Annotated in this window: 19 protein-coding genes; 9 read left to right on the forward strand and 10 right to left on the reverse strand. The window is 58.4% G+C overall.

Translation table 11 applies throughout. The features are described from left to right. The first annotated feature begins 364 nt into the window (after window positions 1–364). The 4 genes from EGH23_RS20840 (at window position 365) to EGH23_RS20855 (ending at window position 2992) form a co-directional block, all read left to right on the forward strand. The gene (locus tag EGH23_RS20840) at window positions 365–1450 is read left to right on the forward strand and encodes a sodium:phosphate symporter (RefSeq protein WP_220581919.1); all 1086 of its coding nucleotides are present in this window, start codon (window positions 365–367) and stop codon (window positions 1448–1450) included. A gap of 119 nt (window positions 1451–1569) precedes the next feature. Then, entirely contained in the window at window positions 1570–1998 is a 429-nt protein-coding gene (locus tag EGH23_RS20845; protein ID WP_220581920.1) for a universal stress protein, read from the forward strand. Window positions 1999–2121: 123 nt separating this feature from the next. Beyond that, the gene (locus EGH23_RS20850) at window positions 2122–2517 is read left to right on the forward strand and encodes a universal stress protein (protein ID WP_220581921.1); all 396 of its coding nucleotides are present in this window, start codon (window positions 2122–2124) and stop codon (window positions 2515–2517) included. Window positions 2518–2722: 205 nt separating this feature from the next. Next, the gene (locus EGH23_RS20855; protein ID WP_220581922.1) at window positions 2723–2992 is read left to right on the forward strand and encodes a hypothetical protein; all 270 of its coding nucleotides are present in this window, start codon (window positions 2723–2725) and stop codon (window positions 2990–2992) included. A 205-nt stretch (window positions 2993–3197) separates the two neighbouring features. Here the strand turns inward: EGH23_RS20855 and EGH23_RS20860 are convergent, their stop codons facing one another. Continuing rightward, window positions 3198–3488 (reverse strand): amphi-Trp domain-containing protein, encoded by a 291-nt coding sequence (locus tag EGH23_RS20860; protein ID WP_220581923.1) that lies wholly within the window; start codon window positions 3486–3488, stop codon window positions 3198–3200. A gap of 154 nt (window positions 3489–3642) precedes the next feature. On the opposite strand from EGH23_RS20860, the gene EGH23_RS20865 reads away from it, so the two are divergent. Next, window positions 3643–4659: an AI-2E family transporter gene (locus EGH23_RS20865; protein WP_328766690.1), complete on the forward strand. Its 1017-nt coding sequence runs from the start codon at window positions 3643–3645 to the stop codon at window positions 4657–4659. A 14-nt stretch (window positions 4660–4673) separates the two neighbouring features. On the opposite strand, the gene EGH23_RS20870 is transcribed toward EGH23_RS20865, so the two are convergent. From EGH23_RS20870 to EGH23_RS20900, 7 genes are all read right to left on the reverse strand, one after another. Next, window positions 4674–7412, reverse strand: coding sequence for a cation-translocating P-type ATPase (locus EGH23_RS20870; RefSeq protein ID WP_220581925.1), 2739 nt, complete (start codon window positions 7410–7412; stop codon window positions 4674–4676). Between the two features lie 214 nt (window positions 7413–7626). Continuing rightward, complete coding sequence (locus EGH23_RS20875; protein ID WP_236044988.1) at window positions 7627–10362, reverse strand: cation-translocating P-type ATPase; 2736 nt, start codon at window positions 10360–10362, stop codon at window positions 7627–7629. A 164-nt stretch (window positions 10363–10526) separates the two neighbouring features. Then, window positions 10527–11405, reverse strand: coding sequence for a universal stress protein (locus EGH23_RS20880; protein WP_220581927.1), 879 nt, complete (start codon window positions 11403–11405; stop codon window positions 10527–10529). Window positions 11406–11576: 171 nt separating this feature from the next. Further along, window positions 11577–13445 carry a cation:proton antiporter domain-containing protein gene (locus tag EGH23_RS20885; RefSeq protein ID WP_220581928.1) on the reverse strand — a complete coding sequence of 623 codons (1869 nt, stop codon included), beginning with the start codon at window positions 13443–13445 and terminating at the stop codon, window positions 11577–11579. Window positions 13446–13643: 198 nt separating this feature from the next. Further along, complete coding sequence (locus tag EGH23_RS20890; protein WP_220581929.1) at window positions 13644–14858, reverse strand: CBS domain-containing protein; 1215 nt, start codon at window positions 14856–14858, stop codon at window positions 13644–13646. A gap of 102 nt (window positions 14859–14960) precedes the next feature. Continuing rightward, window positions 14961–15185 carry a DUF5828 family protein gene (locus tag EGH23_RS20895; protein WP_220581930.1) on the reverse strand — a complete coding sequence of 75 codons (225 nt, stop codon included), beginning with the start codon at window positions 15183–15185 and terminating at the stop codon, window positions 14961–14963. A gap of 26 nt (window positions 15186–15211) precedes the next feature. After that, complete coding sequence (locus EGH23_RS20900) at window positions 15212–15361, reverse strand: DUF7557 family protein (protein ID WP_220581931.1); 150 nt, start codon at window positions 15359–15361, stop codon at window positions 15212–15214. 248 nt (window positions 15362–15609) lie between these two features. Between EGH23_RS20900 and EGH23_RS20905 the strand changes: the two genes are divergently transcribed. Both EGH23_RS20905 and EGH23_RS20910 read left to right on the forward strand, forming a co-directional pair. Continuing rightward, window positions 15610–16386, forward strand: coding sequence for an SLC13 family permease (locus EGH23_RS20905; protein WP_220581932.1), 777 nt, complete (start codon window positions 15610–15612; stop codon window positions 16384–16386). A 77-nt stretch (window positions 16387–16463) separates the two neighbouring features. Next, a complete protein-coding gene (locus EGH23_RS20910) occupies window positions 16464–16904 on the forward strand; it encodes a cation:proton antiporter regulatory subunit (RefSeq protein WP_328766722.1) in 441 nt (146 codons plus the stop codon). Window positions 16905–16922: 18 nt separating this feature from the next. Here the strand turns inward: EGH23_RS20910 and EGH23_RS20915 are convergent, their stop codons facing one another. Together EGH23_RS20915 and EGH23_RS20920 are read right to left on the reverse strand one after the other, a co-directional pair. After that, a complete protein-coding gene (locus EGH23_RS20915) occupies window positions 16923–17369 on the reverse strand; it encodes a universal stress protein (protein ID WP_220581933.1) in 447 nt (148 codons plus the stop codon). 84 nt (window positions 17370–17453) lie between these two features. Next, complete coding sequence (locus tag EGH23_RS20920; protein ID WP_328766699.1) at window positions 17454–17675, reverse strand: hypothetical protein; 222 nt, start codon at window positions 17673–17675, stop codon at window positions 17454–17456. A 53-nt stretch (window positions 17676–17728) separates the two neighbouring features. Here EGH23_RS20920 and EGH23_RS20925 point away from each other — a divergent pair, with 53 nt between their 5' ends. Then, window positions 17729–17899 carry a hypothetical protein gene (locus EGH23_RS20925; RefSeq protein WP_220581934.1) on the forward strand — a complete coding sequence of 57 codons (171 nt, stop codon included), beginning with the start codon at window positions 17729–17731 and terminating at the stop codon, window positions 17897–17899. A 239-nt stretch (window positions 17900–18138) separates the two neighbouring features. Further along, on the forward strand, window positions 18139–18576 hold the full coding sequence (locus EGH23_RS20930; protein WP_220581935.1) for a hypothetical protein: 438 nt from the start codon (window positions 18139–18141) through the stop codon (window positions 18574–18576). The last annotated feature ends 80 nt before the right edge of the window (window positions 18577–18656 follow it).

An 18656-nucleotide genomic window follows, 5' to 3' on the forward strand; every position in this document is an offset into this window, starting at 1 on the left:
CAGAATGGGTTCAACAGCATTCGTCGGGAGCGGAAAATGAACGGCACAGGTGTATTCGCGGTTGCTCGTCTCATCAGTGAGCGTATAATTGATCCCTTCATCGTCCAAAACATCGAGAACAGCGTCCTGCTTCCCTACAGGGACAGTCACAAAAACGAGCCGAGCCATGGGTGCTACAACTCGCCCGTACCCGATAAATGGTCTCCCGTCTGGTTGTGCCACCTACCGATATCGAAGGGTGGTGACTGTTCTGAGCCGAATCTGGCGTTGGAAAACGGGATCGAACACACGTTCATGACGGGAAGTCTCCTTCTCACGGCGTAACCTTTGTGCGCCTGCCACGAGGCTGTAGAGACAGAATACTATGGATTTGAACGTCGATGAGATACTGGCACAAGGGCGTGAATCCGGCCCATTAATCCTTGGTGCATTCGTCTCTCTGTTCCTGTTCCTGTTCGCGGTCCAGTTGCTGGGTGCGTCCACAGCGGCTGCGGCCACTCCGCTCGAACAGTTCTTCAGGCGATACGTCGCCGGGAGTGGGCAAGCCCTGGGTGCAAGCTGGCTCGCCACGTACGTACTCACCAACGGGTCAGTGATAGCGGCCCTGTCCGTCTCGCTGTTCAAAACCGAGATCCTCACGACTTCACAGTTGTTCCTGATGCTCGCTGGCTCACGCCTCGGAGGCGCCGCAATCGTCCTCCTGATAGGGACGCTAGATTACTTTCAGAAGCGGCGCTATTCGTTCAGTGAGTCCACCAGACTGGGGATACTGACCTTCCTTTTGTCACACTCGATCTATCTACCGGCGACCCTCCTCGGGTATCTCCTGTTGCCAAGACTCCAGACGGGATTCGGGGGCGTCAGTAACCGGATCGAACTCTCGTTTCACCCGTTGGCGGCATTCGATCCAGCGACAGGAGCCGTTGTCGATACCGTCGGCGTGGGTCTGGCACTCGTGGTAGCCGTTCTCGTGCTGTTCGGCAGCCTCACGCTCTTCGACCGGGTGCTCAAACGGATCAACACGGAATGGCTCCGCAAGCGGTTCTTTCGCCGATTTCAGCACAAGTGGACCTCGTTCGGACTCGGTGTCCTCATTACCGGCGTGACGACCAGCGTTGCGTTCTCGCTGGGGGTGGTCGTCCCCCTCTACAATCGCAACTACATCAAACGGCAGGAGATCGTTCCCTACGTTCTGGGAGCGAATATTGGCACCTTCTTCGACACGATCGTCATCGCCGTGCTCCTGGAATCTCCACAAGGCGTGGCTATCGTGCTCTCACTCGTGGCCGTCGGAACGATTATAACAGTCGGAACACTGGTTCGATTCTCGACGTACTTCCAAGCTGTCGAAACCATCCAAACTCGACTCGTTACCAACCGTCGATACCTGGCCGGGTTTCTCATCTCGTTGGTTGTCCTTCCGATACTTCTGGTCCTACTCCCGATCTAGTTCTGCGGCCGAGACAATCTGTTCTATCAGGAGAGGTCTACCAATACGGGTGGCGCCCTCTTTCCGCAGGTTCAGTTGCCCCCACGATTATATGTGGCTTTGACGCGCATCTCTTGAGTATGGCCTCCGTCGACGAGGTGCTCGTTGCGTTCGATGGGACTCCACTCTCGGAGAAGGCACTGGCACACGCCCTCGACGTGTACTCGGATGCGTCGATCACCATCCTCCACGTTATCGACTACATCGAAGAGAGCTACACCGCGAAAGCGCTGGTCGGAGATGAAACGCTCCGAGAACGAGCCCAAGACCGGTCGGCAAAACTGCTCGCAGAGGCCGAGGCGAAGGCAGCCGAGCACGATTTGGAGGTGGAGACGGCAAGCGAAGTTGGCAAGTCCGCAGACGAGATCCTCGAGTACGCGGAAACACACGGCATCGACGTAATCGTAATCGGTAGCCACGGACGCTCGGGTGTCTCTCGAGTGCTCTTGGGTTCAGTCGCCGAAACAGTGATGAGACGTGCATCACTGCCTGTGACTGTCGTCAGGTGACCGTAAACTGTACCCCCAGATACGCCCCTGAAACGGCGAATCACAGAGAGGAACATACCAAACATCCGGGGGAGAATCCACTCCCTATACACCATTTTGTAATTGAGGGTTGAAGGTACACACATGAGAGTGCTCGTCCCAATTGACGGCTCAAAATGTAGTTTTCGCGCACTGGAGTTCGCTACTGAGTTCACCTCACGATTTGAGGGCTCGCTTCACGTCATGCACATCACGGATTATGATGGGGAGGCAAAGCAGGACCTCCTGGATCGGGCGGAGACCATGCTTGCGGAAGCCGGTATCGGAGACGATCCAGAAATTATCCCGATAACACAGATGGCCGGCCCTCGCTATGCTAACCGAGTTGGGTCATTAATCCTGGAGGTAGCTACCGAGCGAGACTACGATCATGTCATCATGGGTCATCACGGTACCGGACGTCTCGGTCAGGCTATCCTGGGTAGCGCCGCCAAAACCGTTGTCGGTGCGGATGAAATACCTGTAACCATCATTCCGTAAAGCGGTCCAAAGTTGATATTCGGTTATGAATCTCCTGTATGGACCACCCATCAAGCACTCGATTACGGCTCTCTTGGCCCACTGAGGGCGAGCCCTAACGATAGAGGGAGCGCTCTCGATCTGGGTGGCGGGCGAGTACTTCCGATAAACCATCAGTATCGAACCGACCTGTTGATTTTTGCATTTCCTCATCGTATTGACAACGATGGCCCGGATTCCAGATCTCAAGTCGATCACAACAGAGGACGAGTACATCCACGTCCGGTATCGGGAGCCTGACCAGTTCAACCAAATTCGGACACAAGACTGGGCGGACCGTGTCTCTGATTCCGTCTCGGAGAGGAGCGAGGTGCGGATAGGGAAGCGGGAAGACACAGATGATTGGGTAGTTCAGCCTGTGTTGATCAAGAAAAACGTGGGTGAAGAAAAAGCCCGTGAGCAAGCCGACAAAATTATCAGAGAGATTGAATCGTGATCGGGTGCTTCGGCAGCCGTGGTTGTTGAACCCGACCGGGAGACCCACTCAGAACATTTCTGCCGGGTTGAGATCGCACAGAAATACCACCAAGCGGAGATGCTACCTCGGAATCGGAAACAGGACAATGCTACATACAAGACAGGACATCTCTAATCTCGTTGGGTACCTCCACAAAGTACCGATTCGCCATAGAGAACCGACGTCACTCGATTTCTAACTCGCCACCGCTTTCGGCGTTCCCGTCTTCTCCATCTTCAGCCCACTCGATCTCGAACTCGATACTCAGCTCACCAGGACTATCGGTCGGTCCCTCGCGCTCGACTTTCACCTCGAATGTCGGTTGGGCAGGAGGTGTCATTGTCACTGATTGTTCGCCGGCGGTCAGGGTGATATCATCATCGGCATCAAGGTTGTCTGCGACTTGACGAAGATACGACGCGATCTCCGATCGACTTTGGGATCCCTCTGACTGAAAGAGGACTTCTTCGGGCATACGGTATCTCGTTTGACGCACAGACGGATAAGTGGGGCTGTGGCCAACTGGCTTTGATTCGGCTCCGAAGAACCTTGGCAGTCGATGGCAGTCAAAGTGGTCTACAGCTGTATGATATCGAATCTTTTTGCCGTTGCTCGACAAATTCGCAGTTGTGAACCTCAGCAAGGGGTTTGTCCTCGTCCTCATCGTCACCCTCCTCGTGCTATCGACCATGCTGATCCAGCCGTTTCTCCAGTACGTCCTCGGTGCCGTCCTCCTCGCCTACGTGCTCTATCCGCTGCAGATCCGCCTCGAAGCGTACGTATCGCCGATGGTAGCCGCACTCTTGCTCGTGGTCCTAGCAGTTGCCGGACTCGTCGCACCGTTCGTAGTCGTTCTCGCGACCGTTGTGGATAGTGCCGACCGGATTCTCCAGAACTTCGACACTGACCCGGCGCAGCTTGAGGTAATCGAATCCCGGATTGAGGTACTCACCGGACAAGAGGTCGACATCGCCGGCGAACTTGTTGGCTCAGGACGGGAAATCGGAACGCTCGTATTCGAACGGTCGACCCAAGCGTTCGGTACGATCACCTTCCATCTCATCGGGATCGCGTTAGCGCTCTTTCTCGTCTACTACCTTCTCAAAGACCGCGACGACCTGGTCGACTGGCTCCACCGAACGGTCCCCCTCCCAATGGACAGCCAGCGCGAGCTCTACACCGAGATTAACGACGTGATGTGGGGCGTTCTCTACGGACACGTCTTCGTCGCTATCGTCCAGGGGGTCGTCGCTGGAGTCGGACTCGTCGCCACTGGCGTTCCCAATGCGCTGTTCTGGACGGCCGCCATGATCGTTCTCGCGATGGTTCCGCTCGTCGGTGCGATTCCCGTCTGGGGTGGGGCGGTGGTCTACCTGTATCTCACTGGCGAACCACTGCTCGCGGTCGGATTATTCGTCTACAGCGTCATCGTGGTTGGGCTCACCGACGACTATCTCCGTCCATTCGCCGTCGACAGGTACGCGAAGCTCAATCCTGCCGTCATCCTCCTCGGTATCCTCGGCGGGGCGTACGCATTCGGGATTATGGGACTGTTCTTCGGTCCCGTTGTCCTCGGGGCACTCAAAGCCGCTCTCCGCGTCGGCTTGGATAATTGGTCCCAGCTCGACGAGAGCGACATCGGTTGACCATCCGATCGCAATCAATCGAACAACAGCTCTTCGAGTCGCGTCCCCAGCTTCGGAGTCCCGAACCGGCGGCGAAACTCCAGAACGACCTGTCCGGCGCCGAGGGGCAGCAGGCTCATTCCGAGCACGACGACCCAGCTTTCGAGACCGATGGGGGCGGTGCTCAGTGCCAGCGAAACCCCCGGCAGGTAGACGGTGCCGATCACCAGCAGAGCGGACAGGCCGAGGGCACCCCAGACGTACGCGTTCTCGGTGACCTCGTTGCGCACGATGCCCGACGTGAGCTCTCGCATGTTGAACACGTGCCAGAGTTGGGCGAACGCCAGCGTGAGGAACGACATGGTGACGACCTCGTCGGCCCCCATTCCGCCGGCGTACATGCCACCCCCGATCACGAACGCACCGACAGTCGCCACTGCAATCATCGTTCCGTATAGCCCCAGCTCGGTCCAGTGCGTCCGGGTCAGAATCGACTCGTTGGGATCTCTCGGCGGCGTGTTCATTATCTCCTTGCTGCCTCCGCACGCCCCCAGCGCGAACGCCGGGAAGATGTCAGTCACGACGTTGAGAAAGAGGATCTGCAGCGGGAGCAACGGCAGCGGAAAGCCCAGCAATGCGGCGATCAGGATGGCCAGCAGTTCGCTGAGGTTGCAGGACATGAGATACAACACGAACTTCCGGATGTTTCGGAAGATGATCCGGCCCTCCCTGATGGCGTGGTAGATACTCGTGAAGTTATCGTCCCGGAGGATCATGTCCGCCGCCTCCTGAGCCACTTGTGTTCCCCGCTGGCCCATGGCGACCCCGATGTCGGCCCGCTTCAGCGCCGGCGCGTCGTTGACCCCGTCGCCGGTCATGGCCACGATCGACCCGACTGCCTGGTGAATTCCGATTAGGTCGAGCTTGTTCTCCGGGGCAACCCGTGCGAAGACCGACGCGTTCACGAACCGCTCCATCTCGTCCTGAGACAGGTTCTCGGGGTCGTCGAGTTCGCTCCCCTGGATGACCTCATCATCCTCCGGGTCCATCAGCCCGACGCTCCGGGCGATGTTTCTGGCCGTCCCCGGGTGGTCACCAGTTACCATCACGATTCGCAACCCCGCGTCCAGACAGTTCTGGATCGTCGATTTGACCTCCTCGCGTGGTGGATCGATCATGGCGACCAACCCGAGCAACGACAGCTCCTCGTACGGCGGGTCGTCCGTACTCTCGACATCCTTCCTGGCGAGAGCGAGGACGCGCAATCCGTCTTCGGCCATGTTTTCGCTCTTCTGAATCCACTCTGTTTTATCGGATTCCGAGAGGGGCTCGGTTCCGTCACCCGTTACCAGCTGGGTCGACGACTCGACGACCGCCTCCGGCGCACCCTTCACGGCGACCCTGTAGCTCCCGTTCAGCTCGTGGTAGGTCGCCATCATCTTGACGGACGGATCGAATGATTCCTCGTGGGCCTCCGGTATCGACTCGAGGAGATCGTCCCGGTCTATCCCGGCCTTCAATCCAGCTACCAGGAGGGCAGCTTCCGTCGGGTCACCCGTCACAGCCGTCTCGCCATCCTCCACGGCCACTGACGCGTTGTTACAGAGAACGCCCACCTCCAGCGCTTCCTGGAGGGCGGGATCCTGTGGCTGATCCCGTTCCTCGTCGCCGTGCTGGAACGTCCCCTCGGTGTCGAGTCCGGTTCCGGTGACTGCGACCGAGCCGTTGGCTAACTCGTACTGGCTGACTGTCATCTCGTTCTCCGTCAGCGTGCCCGTCTTGTCGGTACAGATGATGTTCGTCGAGCCCAACGTTTCGACGGAGCCGAGGTTGTTGATCAGGGCGTTGCGGTCCGCCATCCGCCACATCCCGCGCGCGAGCACGAGCGTGGCGACGACCGGCAGCCCCTCCGGAATGGTCGCGATAGCCAGTGCGATGGCCGTCTCGACCATCAGATACAGATCCTGTCCTCTGAGCCATCCCGAGACGAGGACGATCGCTGCCACGACGAGCAGGAACGGAACGAGTTTCTGCCCGAGACCATCGAGCTTCTGCTGGAGCGGCGTCTTCTCCTCAGCCTCTCCCTGAAGGGACGCCGAAATTTTGCCCAGTTCCGTGTCCATCCCCGTGGCCACCACGATCGCTTCGGCGGTCCCCCGCGTCACGCTCGTCCCCTTGTAGAGCATATTCTCCCGCTCGGCGAGGGGTACGCCTTCCTCGAGGATGTCGCTCGTCTTTCCGACAGGAACGGACTCGCCGGTGAGTGCCGATTCGTCGGCCTGGAGCTTGGAGGGCTTGATCACCCGAAGGTCGGCCGGAACGACGTTCCCGGCGTTGAGGACCACGATGTCCCCCGGGACCAAGTCCTCCGCAGAAACATCCTTGATCTCTCCCTCACGCCGAACGCGGGCCTCGATCTCGACCATCTCCTGAAGGCTCTCCATCGATTTGAGCGCCCGCATCTCGGTGACGAACCCGATGAGCCCGTTGATGAGGAGGACGACGAAGATAGCGACGCCCTCGATGTTCTCGTTCAGTGCAAAGGCTGCTATGCCCGCCACCGCCAGCAACAGGACGATGAAGCTCTTGAACTGGTCCACCAGAACTCCCCACCAGCCCCGCTGTTCCGCTTCGCGCAACGCATTCGGACCGACCCGTTCACGCCGCGTTTCGGCTTCGTCCTCGCTCAGTCCCTCGTCTACAGAAACCTCGTAATGCGCTACTACCTCATCAGCCGATTTCGCCCACGGCGTTTGAATCGGGTGTTCATCCATTTCCAGAGGAGAAGTCCCTGTGAGTAGCCATGGTCGATAACAATAAAAAAGGCGGTGTGAGTCACATCCTATGATCTCCGGCCACGAAAGTAGAACAGTGACGAGAATCCAGATATTCGTGTCTAGGACGGCCGTGAGTGGGAAACTGCCGTACACAAGTATACTGAGTGACGGAGCAGGAACTATCGAGGTTGGGAGTTCGCAAGGCTCCGTGTTATTCTGACGTCCGCGATTCAAAAATTCTGCTATTTAGTGCCGATAAGACCACGTTGAGCAGGAGGAACACAACGAATCCAACGGCGATCCATCCCCACTCGACAGGGGAGAGGGGAACGACTTGGAAGAAGTCGTGAAGTGGCGTGTACAGGACTGCGAGGTGAACGAGGAGTGATACGCCGATCGCACCGACTAGCCAGAGATTCGAGCGAAGGGTCTGGTCGTACCGCGAGCGGATGACTTGGATGCGGATCAGCTCAACGACTACAATAAACGTGAACAGAAGCGATTGAGCGCGGAGAAGCGACCCCGTACGGTTGAGAGCGTAGAAAAAGATACTCAGACCAGTCACTGCTAACAGAACCGCAATCGTCAGTATCGACACGAGCACGCGGGTGTTGATCACTCCTTCATCAGTGGGGCGTGGAGGCCGATCCATGAGTCCATCTGCGTGGGGATCAGCACCCAGCGCGAGCGCGGGAAGCGTGTCCGCAACGAGGTTGATCCAGAGAATCAGGATCGGTGTCAAAATCAACGCCTCTGAGGTCCCTGAAAACTGCGCGGGGAAGAGCAAACTTCCAAGCAACACGCCAAGGAACACCACCAGTACTTCGCCGGTGTTGGTCGAGACAAGGTAGTTGACGAACTTGCGAACGTTCTCGAAGATGCCCCGCCCCTCCCGGATCGCATCACGAATCGTCGCGAAGTTGTCGTCCTGCAGAACCATATCCGACGCCTGTCGAGCGACGTCAGTACCGCGCTGTCCCATCGCTACCCCGACGTCCGCCTGCGTGAGGGCAGGTGCGTCGTTGACGCCGTCACCAGTCATCACGACGGTGTGTCCATTGTCCTGAAGCGCGTTCAGAAGGCGGACCTTGTGATCCGGGGTTACTCGGGCGAAGACATCGACATCTTCGACCGTTCGCGTGAGTTGGTCGTCCGACTGTTCCGCGACCTCACTGCCTGTGAGCGCACCATCGGGATCCAGTCCGATCTGCTCGCCGACGGCTTCGGCCGTGGTGAGATTATCACCCGTCGCCAGTACAGTCCGGATGCCAGCCGAGTGGCAGTCAGCGATTGCCTCCTCGACTTCCTCCCGGGGCGGATCGATCATCCCCTGCAGGCCGAGAAATACCATCTCGTCTTCGATTTGATCGGGGGCGGCCGATGGATCGTCGATGGTCTTCGACGCGAAGCCCAGCACCCGAAGTGCGTCCTCCGCGAACGATGTTGTTTGATCGAGGATTTCCTGGCGTTTGTCGTCAGTGAGTTCGTGCACCTCGCCATCTTCGAGAATTGAGTCACATCTATCCAAGACGACTTCCGGTGCCCCTTTCAGATAGGCAGTCAGCTCCCCATCGTCGACTAGTACGGTCATCCGCTTCCGTTCCGAGGAGAACTGGATTTCGCGGATCCGCTCTCCGGTTGACTCGATAGCTGCTTCGTCCGCTAGCCGCTGGAGCGCGATCTCCGTCGGCTCACCTCGATACTCGTCGTCCGTCCGGTCGACGTTGTTGCAGAGCGCTCCACATCGTAACAGTGGGGCAACTCCTGGACGCGAACGTTCATTACCGTCAGCAGCGATTTGTCGGCCTGCGGGGAGTCCGTCTCTTGATTGTACAGTCGAGTCGGATAGATTCACGACGGAGCCAGAAGCGTAGAGCCGCGTCACTGTCATCCGGTTTTCGGTGAGCGTCCCCGTCTTGTCCGTAACGATGACGTCGACCGAACCGAGACTTTCGACGACCGGGAGCCGTCTGACGAGTGCGTTCCGGTCAACCATCTCTCGTGCGCCCAGCGCCAGTGTGAACGTCACGACCGCGGGCAATCCCTCCGGCACTCCCGCAACGGCAAGCGTGATTCCAACGAGGAGGATCGCAACTGGATCCGTCGCAGTGAACAGAAATTGAACAGCGATGACCAGGACGATCAGTGCGACGACCAGTCCCCCGATCTGTTTGCCGAGCTGTTCGACCTCAGCCTGAAAGGGCGTCTGGTGGTCGTCAGCCTCCCCGAGCTGAGTCGCGATCCCACCGACCTCCGTCTCCATGCCGGTTTCGACGACGACCGCGCTTCCGCGGCCTTTCACGACAGTCGTGTTCTTGTAGACCATGTTGTGACGCTCGGCCAGCGGCGTGTCGTCATCGACAGTCCCAGTCGTCTTCTCGACGGGCGTGCTCTCTCCAGTGAGCGGTGACTCGTTCGTCCGCAGTTCGTCAGCGTCGAGGACTCGAGCGTCGGCCGGAACCGCGTCTCCCTGTTCGAGGCGAATGATATCACCCGGAACGACCTGTTCTGCATCAATGACCAGGTTTTGGCCATCGCGGACCACGGTTGCATCCGGACTTGCGAGTTCTCGAAGGGCTTCGATCGATCGAGTGGCCTGATAATCCTGAACGAACCCGAACAATCCGTTGGCACCGATAATGAGAGCGATGAACGCCGCCTCGGTGTAATTGGGGTGACCGCCGGGAATGAACCCAACGCCGAGCGACAAGAGCGCTGCCACGACGAGGAGATAGATGAGCGGGTCGCGGAACTGCGAGACGAGCAGATCGAGAACCGATGTCCGTTCAGCGTCGTGGATATCGTTCGTGCCGTACTCCGATACTCTGCGATCTGCTTCGTCGGACGAAATCCCCGTCTCGTCGGTCGCTAACGCCGAGAAGATGTCCTCAGTCGGCGTCACGTGCCAGGGTTCCGAGCGGGTCGTGTCCGAATTGGAGCGAGTCATGCTGTCGAAAGGCCTCTGTTGCGGGGCACCGCACATGGCTCGGTTCTATTTTGCATCTGTGTTATTCCGATCTGCCGCGTGTTACAGGCACGCGACGAGACAGGGTCGATACCCCAAACGCTCCCGGAAAGCACGTCTCGTATGCTGTATGCTCCGCGAACGACCTACTCTGAGTCGGGGGGTTGGACCGTCAGTACCGGAATCGGCGACGTGCGAACGAGATACTCAGTGACGCTCCCCAGCACGTATCGGTCAAAGCCCGTTCGCCCGTGGGTGCCGACGACCACGAGGTCGATGTCGTGGTCGTCGATATACGTGAGGATCGCCTGGTGAATCGAGGGGCCGTATTCGACCGTTGTCGACGCTGCGTCGACACCAGCGTCGTCCGCGAACGCCGCGGCTTCGTCAAGGAGTTCGTGGGCACTTTCCTCCAACAGTTCCATCTGGATATCCGGACGAGCATCGACTCCCAATGCCGGGATAGCGATCACAGAGAGGAGATGCAGTACTGCATCTTCGGCATCCGCAACATCGACGCCAAGAGCGAGCGCTTGATTCGCACAGTCACTCCCGTCGGTCGGGACGAGGACATTCTGATAAGGGTGGGAGATCGTGTCATCGTCGTCGGGCCGCATCGTGAGCACGGGGACGTCTGCCCGACGGACGACCCGCTCGCTGGTGCTGCCGAGCAGGAACCGTTCGAGTCCGCGGCGTCCGTGCGTCGGCATCACGACGAGGTCGAGACCGTGTTTTTCGGCATAGTCGACGATTTCGCGATACGGTTCGCCCTGAACAACGTCAGTGACGGTGTCTATTCCCTGTTTGTCAGCTTGCTCAGCTGCCTCGCGGACGATTCGGTCCCCCTCCTGTTCGAGGGCATCATCGTCATCGCCTCGAATCTCCAGAAGACTATTTTGCGTCGTATCTGTGACGTTGAGGATGTGTACTGTCGCGTCATGGCGGGCTGCGAGATCTAATACGTGATCGAACACGAATGCTGCCCCGTCACTCCCGTCAGTGGGAAAGAGAATCTGCTCGAACATGACTTCGATAACGGTGCGGACACATAAAAACGGGGCGCGGTATTACCACTTGATGACAAACATGGGGTATCGTCTGAACGCTGCTCCTCCTCATACTCCGCTTTCGTCGGTTGGAACCGCTTCTCGACGAAATTATAGTTCTCTTTAAATAGTTGTCACGTATTATCCGTGTTACGTTGTACAATATGCGATCGCATCCCGAACGGCCTCTCTCCGACCGATGAATGTCAGGTGGTCGCCCATCTCGATCTGACCGTCGGGCTCTGGGAGTCGGTTCTCCCCGTTTCGACTGATCAACGCCAGATGACACCCCTCCGGTAGCTCATCTATCAATTCAGATACCGTCTTTCCGGCGTGCTCTTTCGATGTGACTTCGATCTCTTGGACATCACCTTCCTCGTCGAGTTCCCGCATCCACTGTGAGATCCCGGGCCTCTCGATGACGTTGTCCATCGACCACGCGACCGACATCGAGGTCGAAATCGCTTCGATATCGATGTCCTCGAACGCGTCGAGATTCGAGGGCTCGTTCACGCGGGCCACCACGGTCTCGACATCGTACGTGTTTCTCGCGAGCTGCCCACCGAGGAGATTCACGTCGTCGTCTCTCGTCGCCAGTGCGACGATTTTCGCGTTCTCGATACCGGCCTTCTTGAGGACCTGCTGTTCAGTTCCATCACCGTTGTGAACCTTCCGCCCCGCCTGGCGTAACTCCTCGACCACCTGTTGGTCTTTCTCGATGATGACGACCTCTTCCCCCCGGCGTTCGAGGCGTTCTGCGAGCTCTCTTCCGACTCGGCCACCGCCGATAATGAGCGCACGCATCGGAATCACGTCGAGTGTCTGGGCGATATGACGGGCCAGTCCGCCTTCAAACACGACGGTCACGAAGATGACGAGAAAGACCGTGCCGATCAGCGTCGTCGCCGCAGTCGGGTTCGTCGACTGGAGTTCGAGTGCGAACAGCGTCGCAACGCTTGCAGGAATGATCCCTCGAGGGCCGAGTGTACTGATGAAGAGCCGTTCGGGAACGGTCAGTTGGTCACCGACGGTACTGATGAGAACAACTGCTGGCCGAATAATGGCGGCGATGGCGATAACGGCGATGATACCGGCGACACCCAGTTCGAGGAAATCCTGGAGGGAGAGCAACGACGCGAGCGTGATGAACACGAACGCGATCACGAGCATCGAGACGTCACCTTCGAACTGCTCAATCGTGTCCCGGTAGGGGAGGTCCGCGTTGCCGAGGATGAACCCACCAGTCGCGACTGCAGCGATGCCGGCTTCCGACGCCCCAAACTCCGCTCCCAGCACTTCGGCAATCCCGTACATCGTCAATGAAGAGACGAGTACCATCAGGCGAGCGTTCTGGGGTGCATTCTCGACCGCCTGCCTCCCGTATCGAAGAATATACCACAGGACGCCCGCCACCGTCGCACCGACGAGAATCCCGAGGCCGAACCGGACGGCGAAGTCCTGGACGAGCGTCGGTAATCCTTGTGACCCCCTCACGACGGACTCGAACATGACGATCGCCAGGATGGCCGCCGTAACGTCGTTGACAACGCCTTCCGTTTCAAGCGTCGAGGCGACGCGTTCACGGACGGGAACGACGTTCATGATCGGGGTAATCACGGTGGGGCCGGTTGCGATGAGCAGTGCTCCAATGAGGAACGCGACATCCCACGCCGCCCCGAGAACGTAGTGCACGACAAGGGCCGTCCCGACAAGTGATCCAAAAGCCCCGAACGTGATCAATCGAAGCGTCTCTCGCTGCGCACTCCGAATCCGGTCGATGCGAAGGTGGAAGGCGCCCTCGAACACGATGATCGCGACGCTCAGCCCGACGATCGCTTGGAGCGCGTTTCCGAAGATTGCGGGCGTAATCAGACCGAGCCCTTCTGGTCCGACGACGACGCCTGCAAGAATCAATAACACGACACTCGGGATCCGGAGTCGATCTGCAAGGACTTGCGCAGCGACGCCTAACCCCATGATCGTCACGACGATCTGGATGATATCGATTGCGGCACTCATGGTGGGGCGCCACAGGGGATTGGGGAATCGCTGGTAGACGAGAACACTGCGAGCGCTCTATGAACTACAGAAACACCAGTCTACAAAGTGTCTTTCAAATCAAACGGTGGCGTCATCACTGAAAGAATGCGAGCCTCACTCGCCTGCCGACGGACGCCCGGAGAGTGATACGATCCTCCCACGAGCGGAAACTATCGGTCATCCCTCGAGCATCCAGCCGAAGCGCTTCTCCCAGAACTCCTCGCTCGGAGGTTTCTTGCTCTCACCGTACGTCTTGCGGTCACGAATCTGTCGCTCGAGCACGTCGCGTGCCTCGTTGAGTGCATGACTCGCTCCATAGCCTTCTCCGGAGGCGATGTACAGTCCTCGGTCAGTGTGTAGTCGGATGCGAGCGAGTAAGAGGGGCGTCCCCCGGAGTTTCTCGTCGTGCTCGTGGAGGTGGATCTTCGCGTCCAGAACGGTCATCCCGTGGTCTCGGTCATCGAACTTCTCGACCATCGCCACGACGTCTTCGTATCGCACGTCGTCCAGCAGATCAGTGCCGTAGATCTGAACGGCCCGATTGCCGCCGGCCTCCCACGTGAGCGAATCAAGGACGTCCGTTTTCGTGACGACCCCGTACGGCCGGCCGTTTGCAGTGACGACGAGCGACGATCCGTCGATGGCGAACATCTCTTCGACAGCCGTCTCGAGTGTCGCTTCCGGATGAATAGTGTGTACCGGGGAGACCATGACGTCTCGGACCGGGAGATCGAGGATACAGGCAAGTTCCCCCTCCCGGGCACCGAAGCCACCGTGAGCCCGTCCGGTACTGGCGGAGATGTCCCCACCGAACGAATCCGTCCCGCCCGCATCGCCCCCTTGGCTCTGCGTCGTGGAGCGAACCGTGAGAGCGGTCACGTCGTAGAGGCTCAGGATACCGATCACTGTACCGTCCTCGACGACCGGGAGATGGGTGATCCGATTTTCCCGGAAGACGTGGAGCGCTTCACCGAAGGTTGACGCCGGATCGAGCGTGACGAGATCAGCAGTGTAGACCTCAGCGACAGTCGCCGCGTCAAGGAACGGCTGGACCTTCTCGAGAATCGCGTCGACGGTGACGACGCCCACCAGCTCGCCCCCGTCGAAGACCGGAAGGAGCCGTGTATCGCTGTCGATCATAAGCTGGGCGACTTTGCGAACGTCCTCGTCGGGGACAAGTCGGGGAACGTGCCAGACCAGCGACCCGATCTTCTCGTTGGGCTGATGATGTGAGGTGGCGAGCTGTCTCCTGGTGATGATCCCCTCGAACACGTCGTCGCGTACCACGACACCCTTGACTGTGGGATCGTCGAACGTCCCGACGAGCTTCGCGACGGGTGTCTCCGGGGAGAATTCTACGTAGTCTTCCGAGACGATGTCGGTAATGTCCATGGCTGTGAGTGTATGTCCGCTCTGGTTGGATGTCGGTCGATTCGGCCGCGAGTGCGCTGCCGATATATGATATTTCGGTATGGATTCACAAGTGCACGCTGGTCATTCCCGAAATCTGGAAAGTGACGTACAGAGATCATCCCGCGACGAGCAACCCCAGAGATCAGCACCGAGTTCTTCGTGGGTTTTCGGCCGCCAGTCCTCCCACTCGCCGAGTGCAACCGCACCGATGTCACTCTCCGGCAACGCTCGGGCAATCTGCTCACCGTGAGCGACCACGTCGTCCCACGATCTGCGGACACGAAAGCCGGAGACGCGTTCCTCCATGGTGGACGGTCACCTCGAACGGTGACTCACTCCGAATATCCCTCTTGGAGGAATTCCCCTTCCGTCTCGTAGATGGAAACTAACTCCGTGATGAACTCTTCATAGGATTCGTCCTCCTCGAGGTGGTCGTCCAGTCGGTCTTTGAGTTCGTCGCTGATTTCGAGCGTGTAGGTCATAATCGGGGAGTACTGTTTCAGCGTCTCCTCTATCGTAGACGACGTCCAAATACCCCGATAGCTATTCCCGCTCGATAGTAATCGTCGACCAGTATATCCCAGCACCCATCACGATATCAGCATATATCGATGCCTGCAGCGACTGTTGGGACGTTCCTCGTCTTTCTGATTATTCTCGTCGCTCTCGTTTTGTTCGCCACCGAGCCCGTCCCGATCGACGTCACAGCGATCGGGATCATCTCACGCTTATGATACTCGATCCGTGGACAGGCGTTTCGCCGCGTGAGGGTGTCTCCGGCTTCTCGAACCCGGCAACGATCACGATTCTCGCGATGATGATCCTGAGCGAAGGCGTCCGTCAGACGGGTGCGATTCAGTGTCTCAAAAAGACAGTCGCCTCTTTCACGGGCGAAAGCGAACACAAGCAACTCGGCGCAACGGTCGGGCTCGTCGGTCCGCTCTCGGGAATTATCAACAACACCGCTGCCGTCGCCGTCTTGTTGCCGATAGTGAGCGATCTCGCTCACGAGAATGGGACATTGCCGTCAAAGTTGCTCATTCCGCTCTCCTACGCGTCGATGGCTGGTGGGATGCTCACGCTCATTGGAACGTCCACGAACCTTCTGGCCAGCGACGTGGCGAGTCGACTCGCCACCGACTATCCCTCCTTGCACGCATTCTCGATGCTCGAATTCACCCACCTCGGTCTCGTGGTGTTTCTCGTCACCGGGCTGTACCTCCTTACGGTCGGGTACTGGCTTGCTCCATCCCACGTGACGCCCCGAAGCAAGCTCGAAACAACACAAAAAGAGGAGTTTCTCACCGAGGTGATCGTGGGGGAAGAATCACCGTTCGTCGGCTCCACGGTCCGGGAAGCGCTCGAAGAAGTCGACTTCGAAGCGAACGTCACCCAACTGATTCGTAATGGTGTCTATCGTCGAGAGCCGAGACTATCGATTACGATACGGGGGATACCTTCACGCTCCGGCTCACGGAAGACGCGTTACGGACGCTACATGAGGTAGAAGGGATCGAGTTCGTTCCGGAAGTCACGCCGCCAAGTGGTCTCGATGCGCTCGGCCCCGGGCAAACGCTCATCGAAATCGTCGTCACCGCCGGGTCGGATCTCGTCGGCGAAACGGTTGGGTCGTCACGGTTTCAAGACCAGTATCAGACGGCTGTTCTGGCCATCCGCCGTGGCGGTGAGACCGCCTACGAACGCCTCACAGAGTATCGAATCCGTCCGGGCGACCTGCTCCTCATCGAGTCCGAACCGGATACTGTCGACCGACTTGCGGACGATCCGAACGTGATCGTGGCTGATGAACTCGCCCTCCAGCAGTTCCGGTCGTCGAAACTCCTGATCACAGTCGGCGTCGTGCTCGGTGAGTGGTTAACAATATGTCCTTTCTACTCACCCAATCGGGCTAAATTCGGCATGTCTGTATATCATTCCAGTAATCGTGACTGTTTGAGCGAGAAGAAAACCAGGTCGGCCGTCGACACCGAGGCTTGTGTTCATCTTGATGAGATATGCCGGTGACGGAGGGTTTCAACAAGGCTACGAAGGCCCATCAGCTGATTCATCTGGCATACGAACCGTCAACACCGGCGCATCCGAGAGCCGGACGACTTTCTCGGTGACGCTGCCCAGAAGATATCTATCCAAGCCCGTGCGGCCATGCGTCCCCATCACCACGAGATCGATGTCGTGTTCATCGACGTAATCGAGAATGGCCTGGTGGGGTGCTCCCTGTGCTACTACACCTTCGATCGTGTTCACACCAGCTGCCTCTGCTTGCTGGATCACCTCATCGATCGCGTTCTCACCAGCCTCTTCGAGGGCATCGAGCGTTCCGGGGACCGAGGAATCGATACCGACGTTCGTATCGACGACATAGATCGTATGAAGTGCGGCGTCGTAGGTCGTTGCGAGATCGATCGCGTGTTCAACGGCGCCTCGTGTCCCTTCACTTCCGTCTGTCGGAACCAATATCTGGTCGTACATATCTGATCTTCGTTGTCGGAGGGATAAAGATAGACTGTCGATTACAAGACGCTGGGAAGACCTCAGTTCCCTTATAGGGTAGATTCAGGCTCGGACCTGTGTTCCGGTCTCACCAGCCAGTGCATCCATCAGGTGCTCGGGCGCGGTGACCACGGCTCGCTCTCCGCCCTGATCGATAAAGCGGAGACAGGCCTCTATCTTCGGTTGCAAGCTGCCCTCGACGAATTCACCCGCGTCGAGATGCGCGCGCAACTCTTCGGGTGAGGGTCGACGGAGCGGGCGCTGGTCGGGCGTATCGTAGTTCACGTACGCGAACTCAACATCCGTCAGGATGACGAGTGTATCGGCACCGAGAGCCGATGCCGTACGGCGATCTCGTCGCCCAACGGGTCCACCGGTTCGAGTCGATGGACGACCTCGACGAGAGTAACGTGACCATCGAGGAGCGAGAGGAGTACGAGAGTCACATCGAACGTGGCCACGTCGTGTATGCGGGTGTCGACTACGAGGCCATTCTGGACCGCGCCTAAACCGAGGCCGAGATTATCGTCTGGGACGGCGGCAACAACGAACTCCCGTTCTACGTCCCCGACGTCCACATCGTCGTGGCCGATCCCACCGCGCCGGGTCCGAACTGCGATACCATCCGGGTGAAACCAATCTCCGGTTAGCGGATTACGTCCTCATCAACAAGGAGAACACCGCCGACGTGGCCGGGATTCACGAGGTCGAAGCAAACGTTCGGCAAACGAATCCGGACGCGGAAGTCATGCACGCGAACTCGACCATTACGGCCGATAGGAACGCCATCGCTGGAAAACGCGTTCTCGTCGTCGAAGACGGACCGACGATCACCCACGGTGACGCACCCCATGGTGCCGGCTTGATCGCTGCCCGGAAATACGGAGCTGGGGAAATCATCGATCCCGAACCGGCGGCCGTGGGATCATTCAAGCGCGTCTTCGAGGAATACGATCACCTCGATGCGGTTCTCCCGGCGATGGGCTATAGCGATGAGCAGATTCGGGATCTAGAAGCGACGATACGGAACGCAGCACCCGATGTCGTGGTCTCGGGGCCGCCCCACGATCTCGCGCGACTAATCGACATAGACAGCCCTATCGTACGGGTTCGCTACGAACTCGAGGAGAAAGACGTCACACTCGACACGGTGCTTGATCGTCACGCCCAAGTGTGGAATCTCTGATACCCATCAAACAGCGTCCAATCGGAATCCATGGATACCACTCTCGATCGATTGCGTATCTGGTTCGAAAACACCCAGGT

This window comes from Haloarcula nitratireducens (genome assembly GCF_019599505.1).

Excerpts from the sequence above, each read along its gene's own strand:
- EGH23_RS20840 (WP_220581919.1), top strand. The coding sequence starts at position 365 with ATGGATTTGAACGTCGATGAGATACTGGCACAAGGGCGTGAATCCGGC.
- EGH23_RS20845 (WP_220581920.1), top strand. The coding sequence starts at position 1,570 with ATGGCCTCCGTCGACGAGGTGCTCGTTGCGTTCGATGGGACTCCACTC.
- EGH23_RS20850 (WP_220581921.1), top strand. The coding sequence starts at position 2,122 with ATGAGAGTGCTCGTCCCAATTGACGGCTCAAAATGTAGTTTTCGCGCA.
- EGH23_RS20855 (WP_220581922.1), top strand. The coding sequence starts at position 2,723 with ATGGCCCGGATTCCAGATCTCAAGTCGATCACAACAGAGGACGAGTAC.
- EGH23_RS20860 (WP_220581923.1), bottom strand. The coding sequence starts at position 3,488 with ATGCCCGAAGAAGTCCTCTTTCAGTCAGAGGGATCCCAAAGTCGATCG.
- EGH23_RS20870 (WP_220581925.1), bottom strand. The coding sequence starts at position 7,412 with ATGGATGAACACCCGATTCAAACGCCGTGGGCGAAATCGGCTGATGAG.
- EGH23_RS20875 (WP_236044988.1), bottom strand. The coding sequence starts at position 10,362 with ATGACTCGCTCCAATTCGGACACGACCCGCTCGGAACCCTGGCACGTG.
- EGH23_RS20880 (WP_220581927.1), bottom strand. The coding sequence starts at position 11,405 with ATGTTCGAGCAGATTCTCTTTCCCACTGACGGGAGTGACGGGGCAGCA.
- EGH23_RS20885 (WP_220581928.1), bottom strand. The coding sequence starts at position 13,445 with ATGAGTGCCGCAATCGATATCATCCAGATCGTCGTGACGATCATGGGG.
- EGH23_RS20890 (WP_220581929.1), bottom strand. The coding sequence starts at position 14,858 with ATGGACATTACCGACATCGTCTCGGAAGACTACGTAGAATTCTCCCCG.
- EGH23_RS20895 (WP_220581930.1), bottom strand. The coding sequence starts at position 15,185 with ATGGAGGAACGCGTCTCCGGCTTTCGTGTCCGCAGATCGTGGGACGAC.
- EGH23_RS20900 (WP_220581931.1), bottom strand. The coding sequence starts at position 15,361 with ATGACCTACACGCTCGAAATCAGCGACGAACTCAAAGACCGACTGGAC.
- EGH23_RS20905 (WP_220581932.1), top strand. The coding sequence starts at position 15,610 with ATGATACTCGATCCGTGGACAGGCGTTTCGCCGCGTGAGGGTGTCTCC.
- EGH23_RS20915 (WP_220581933.1), bottom strand. The coding sequence starts at position 17,369 with ATGTACGACCAGATATTGGTTCCGACAGACGGAAGTGAAGGGACACGA.
- EGH23_RS20925 (WP_220581934.1), top strand. The coding sequence starts at position 17,729 with ATGCCGTACGGCGATCTCGTCGCCCAACGGGTCCACCGGTTCGAGTCG.
- EGH23_RS20930 (WP_220581935.1), top strand. The coding sequence starts at position 18,139 with ATGCACGCGAACTCGACCATTACGGCCGATAGGAACGCCATCGCTGGA.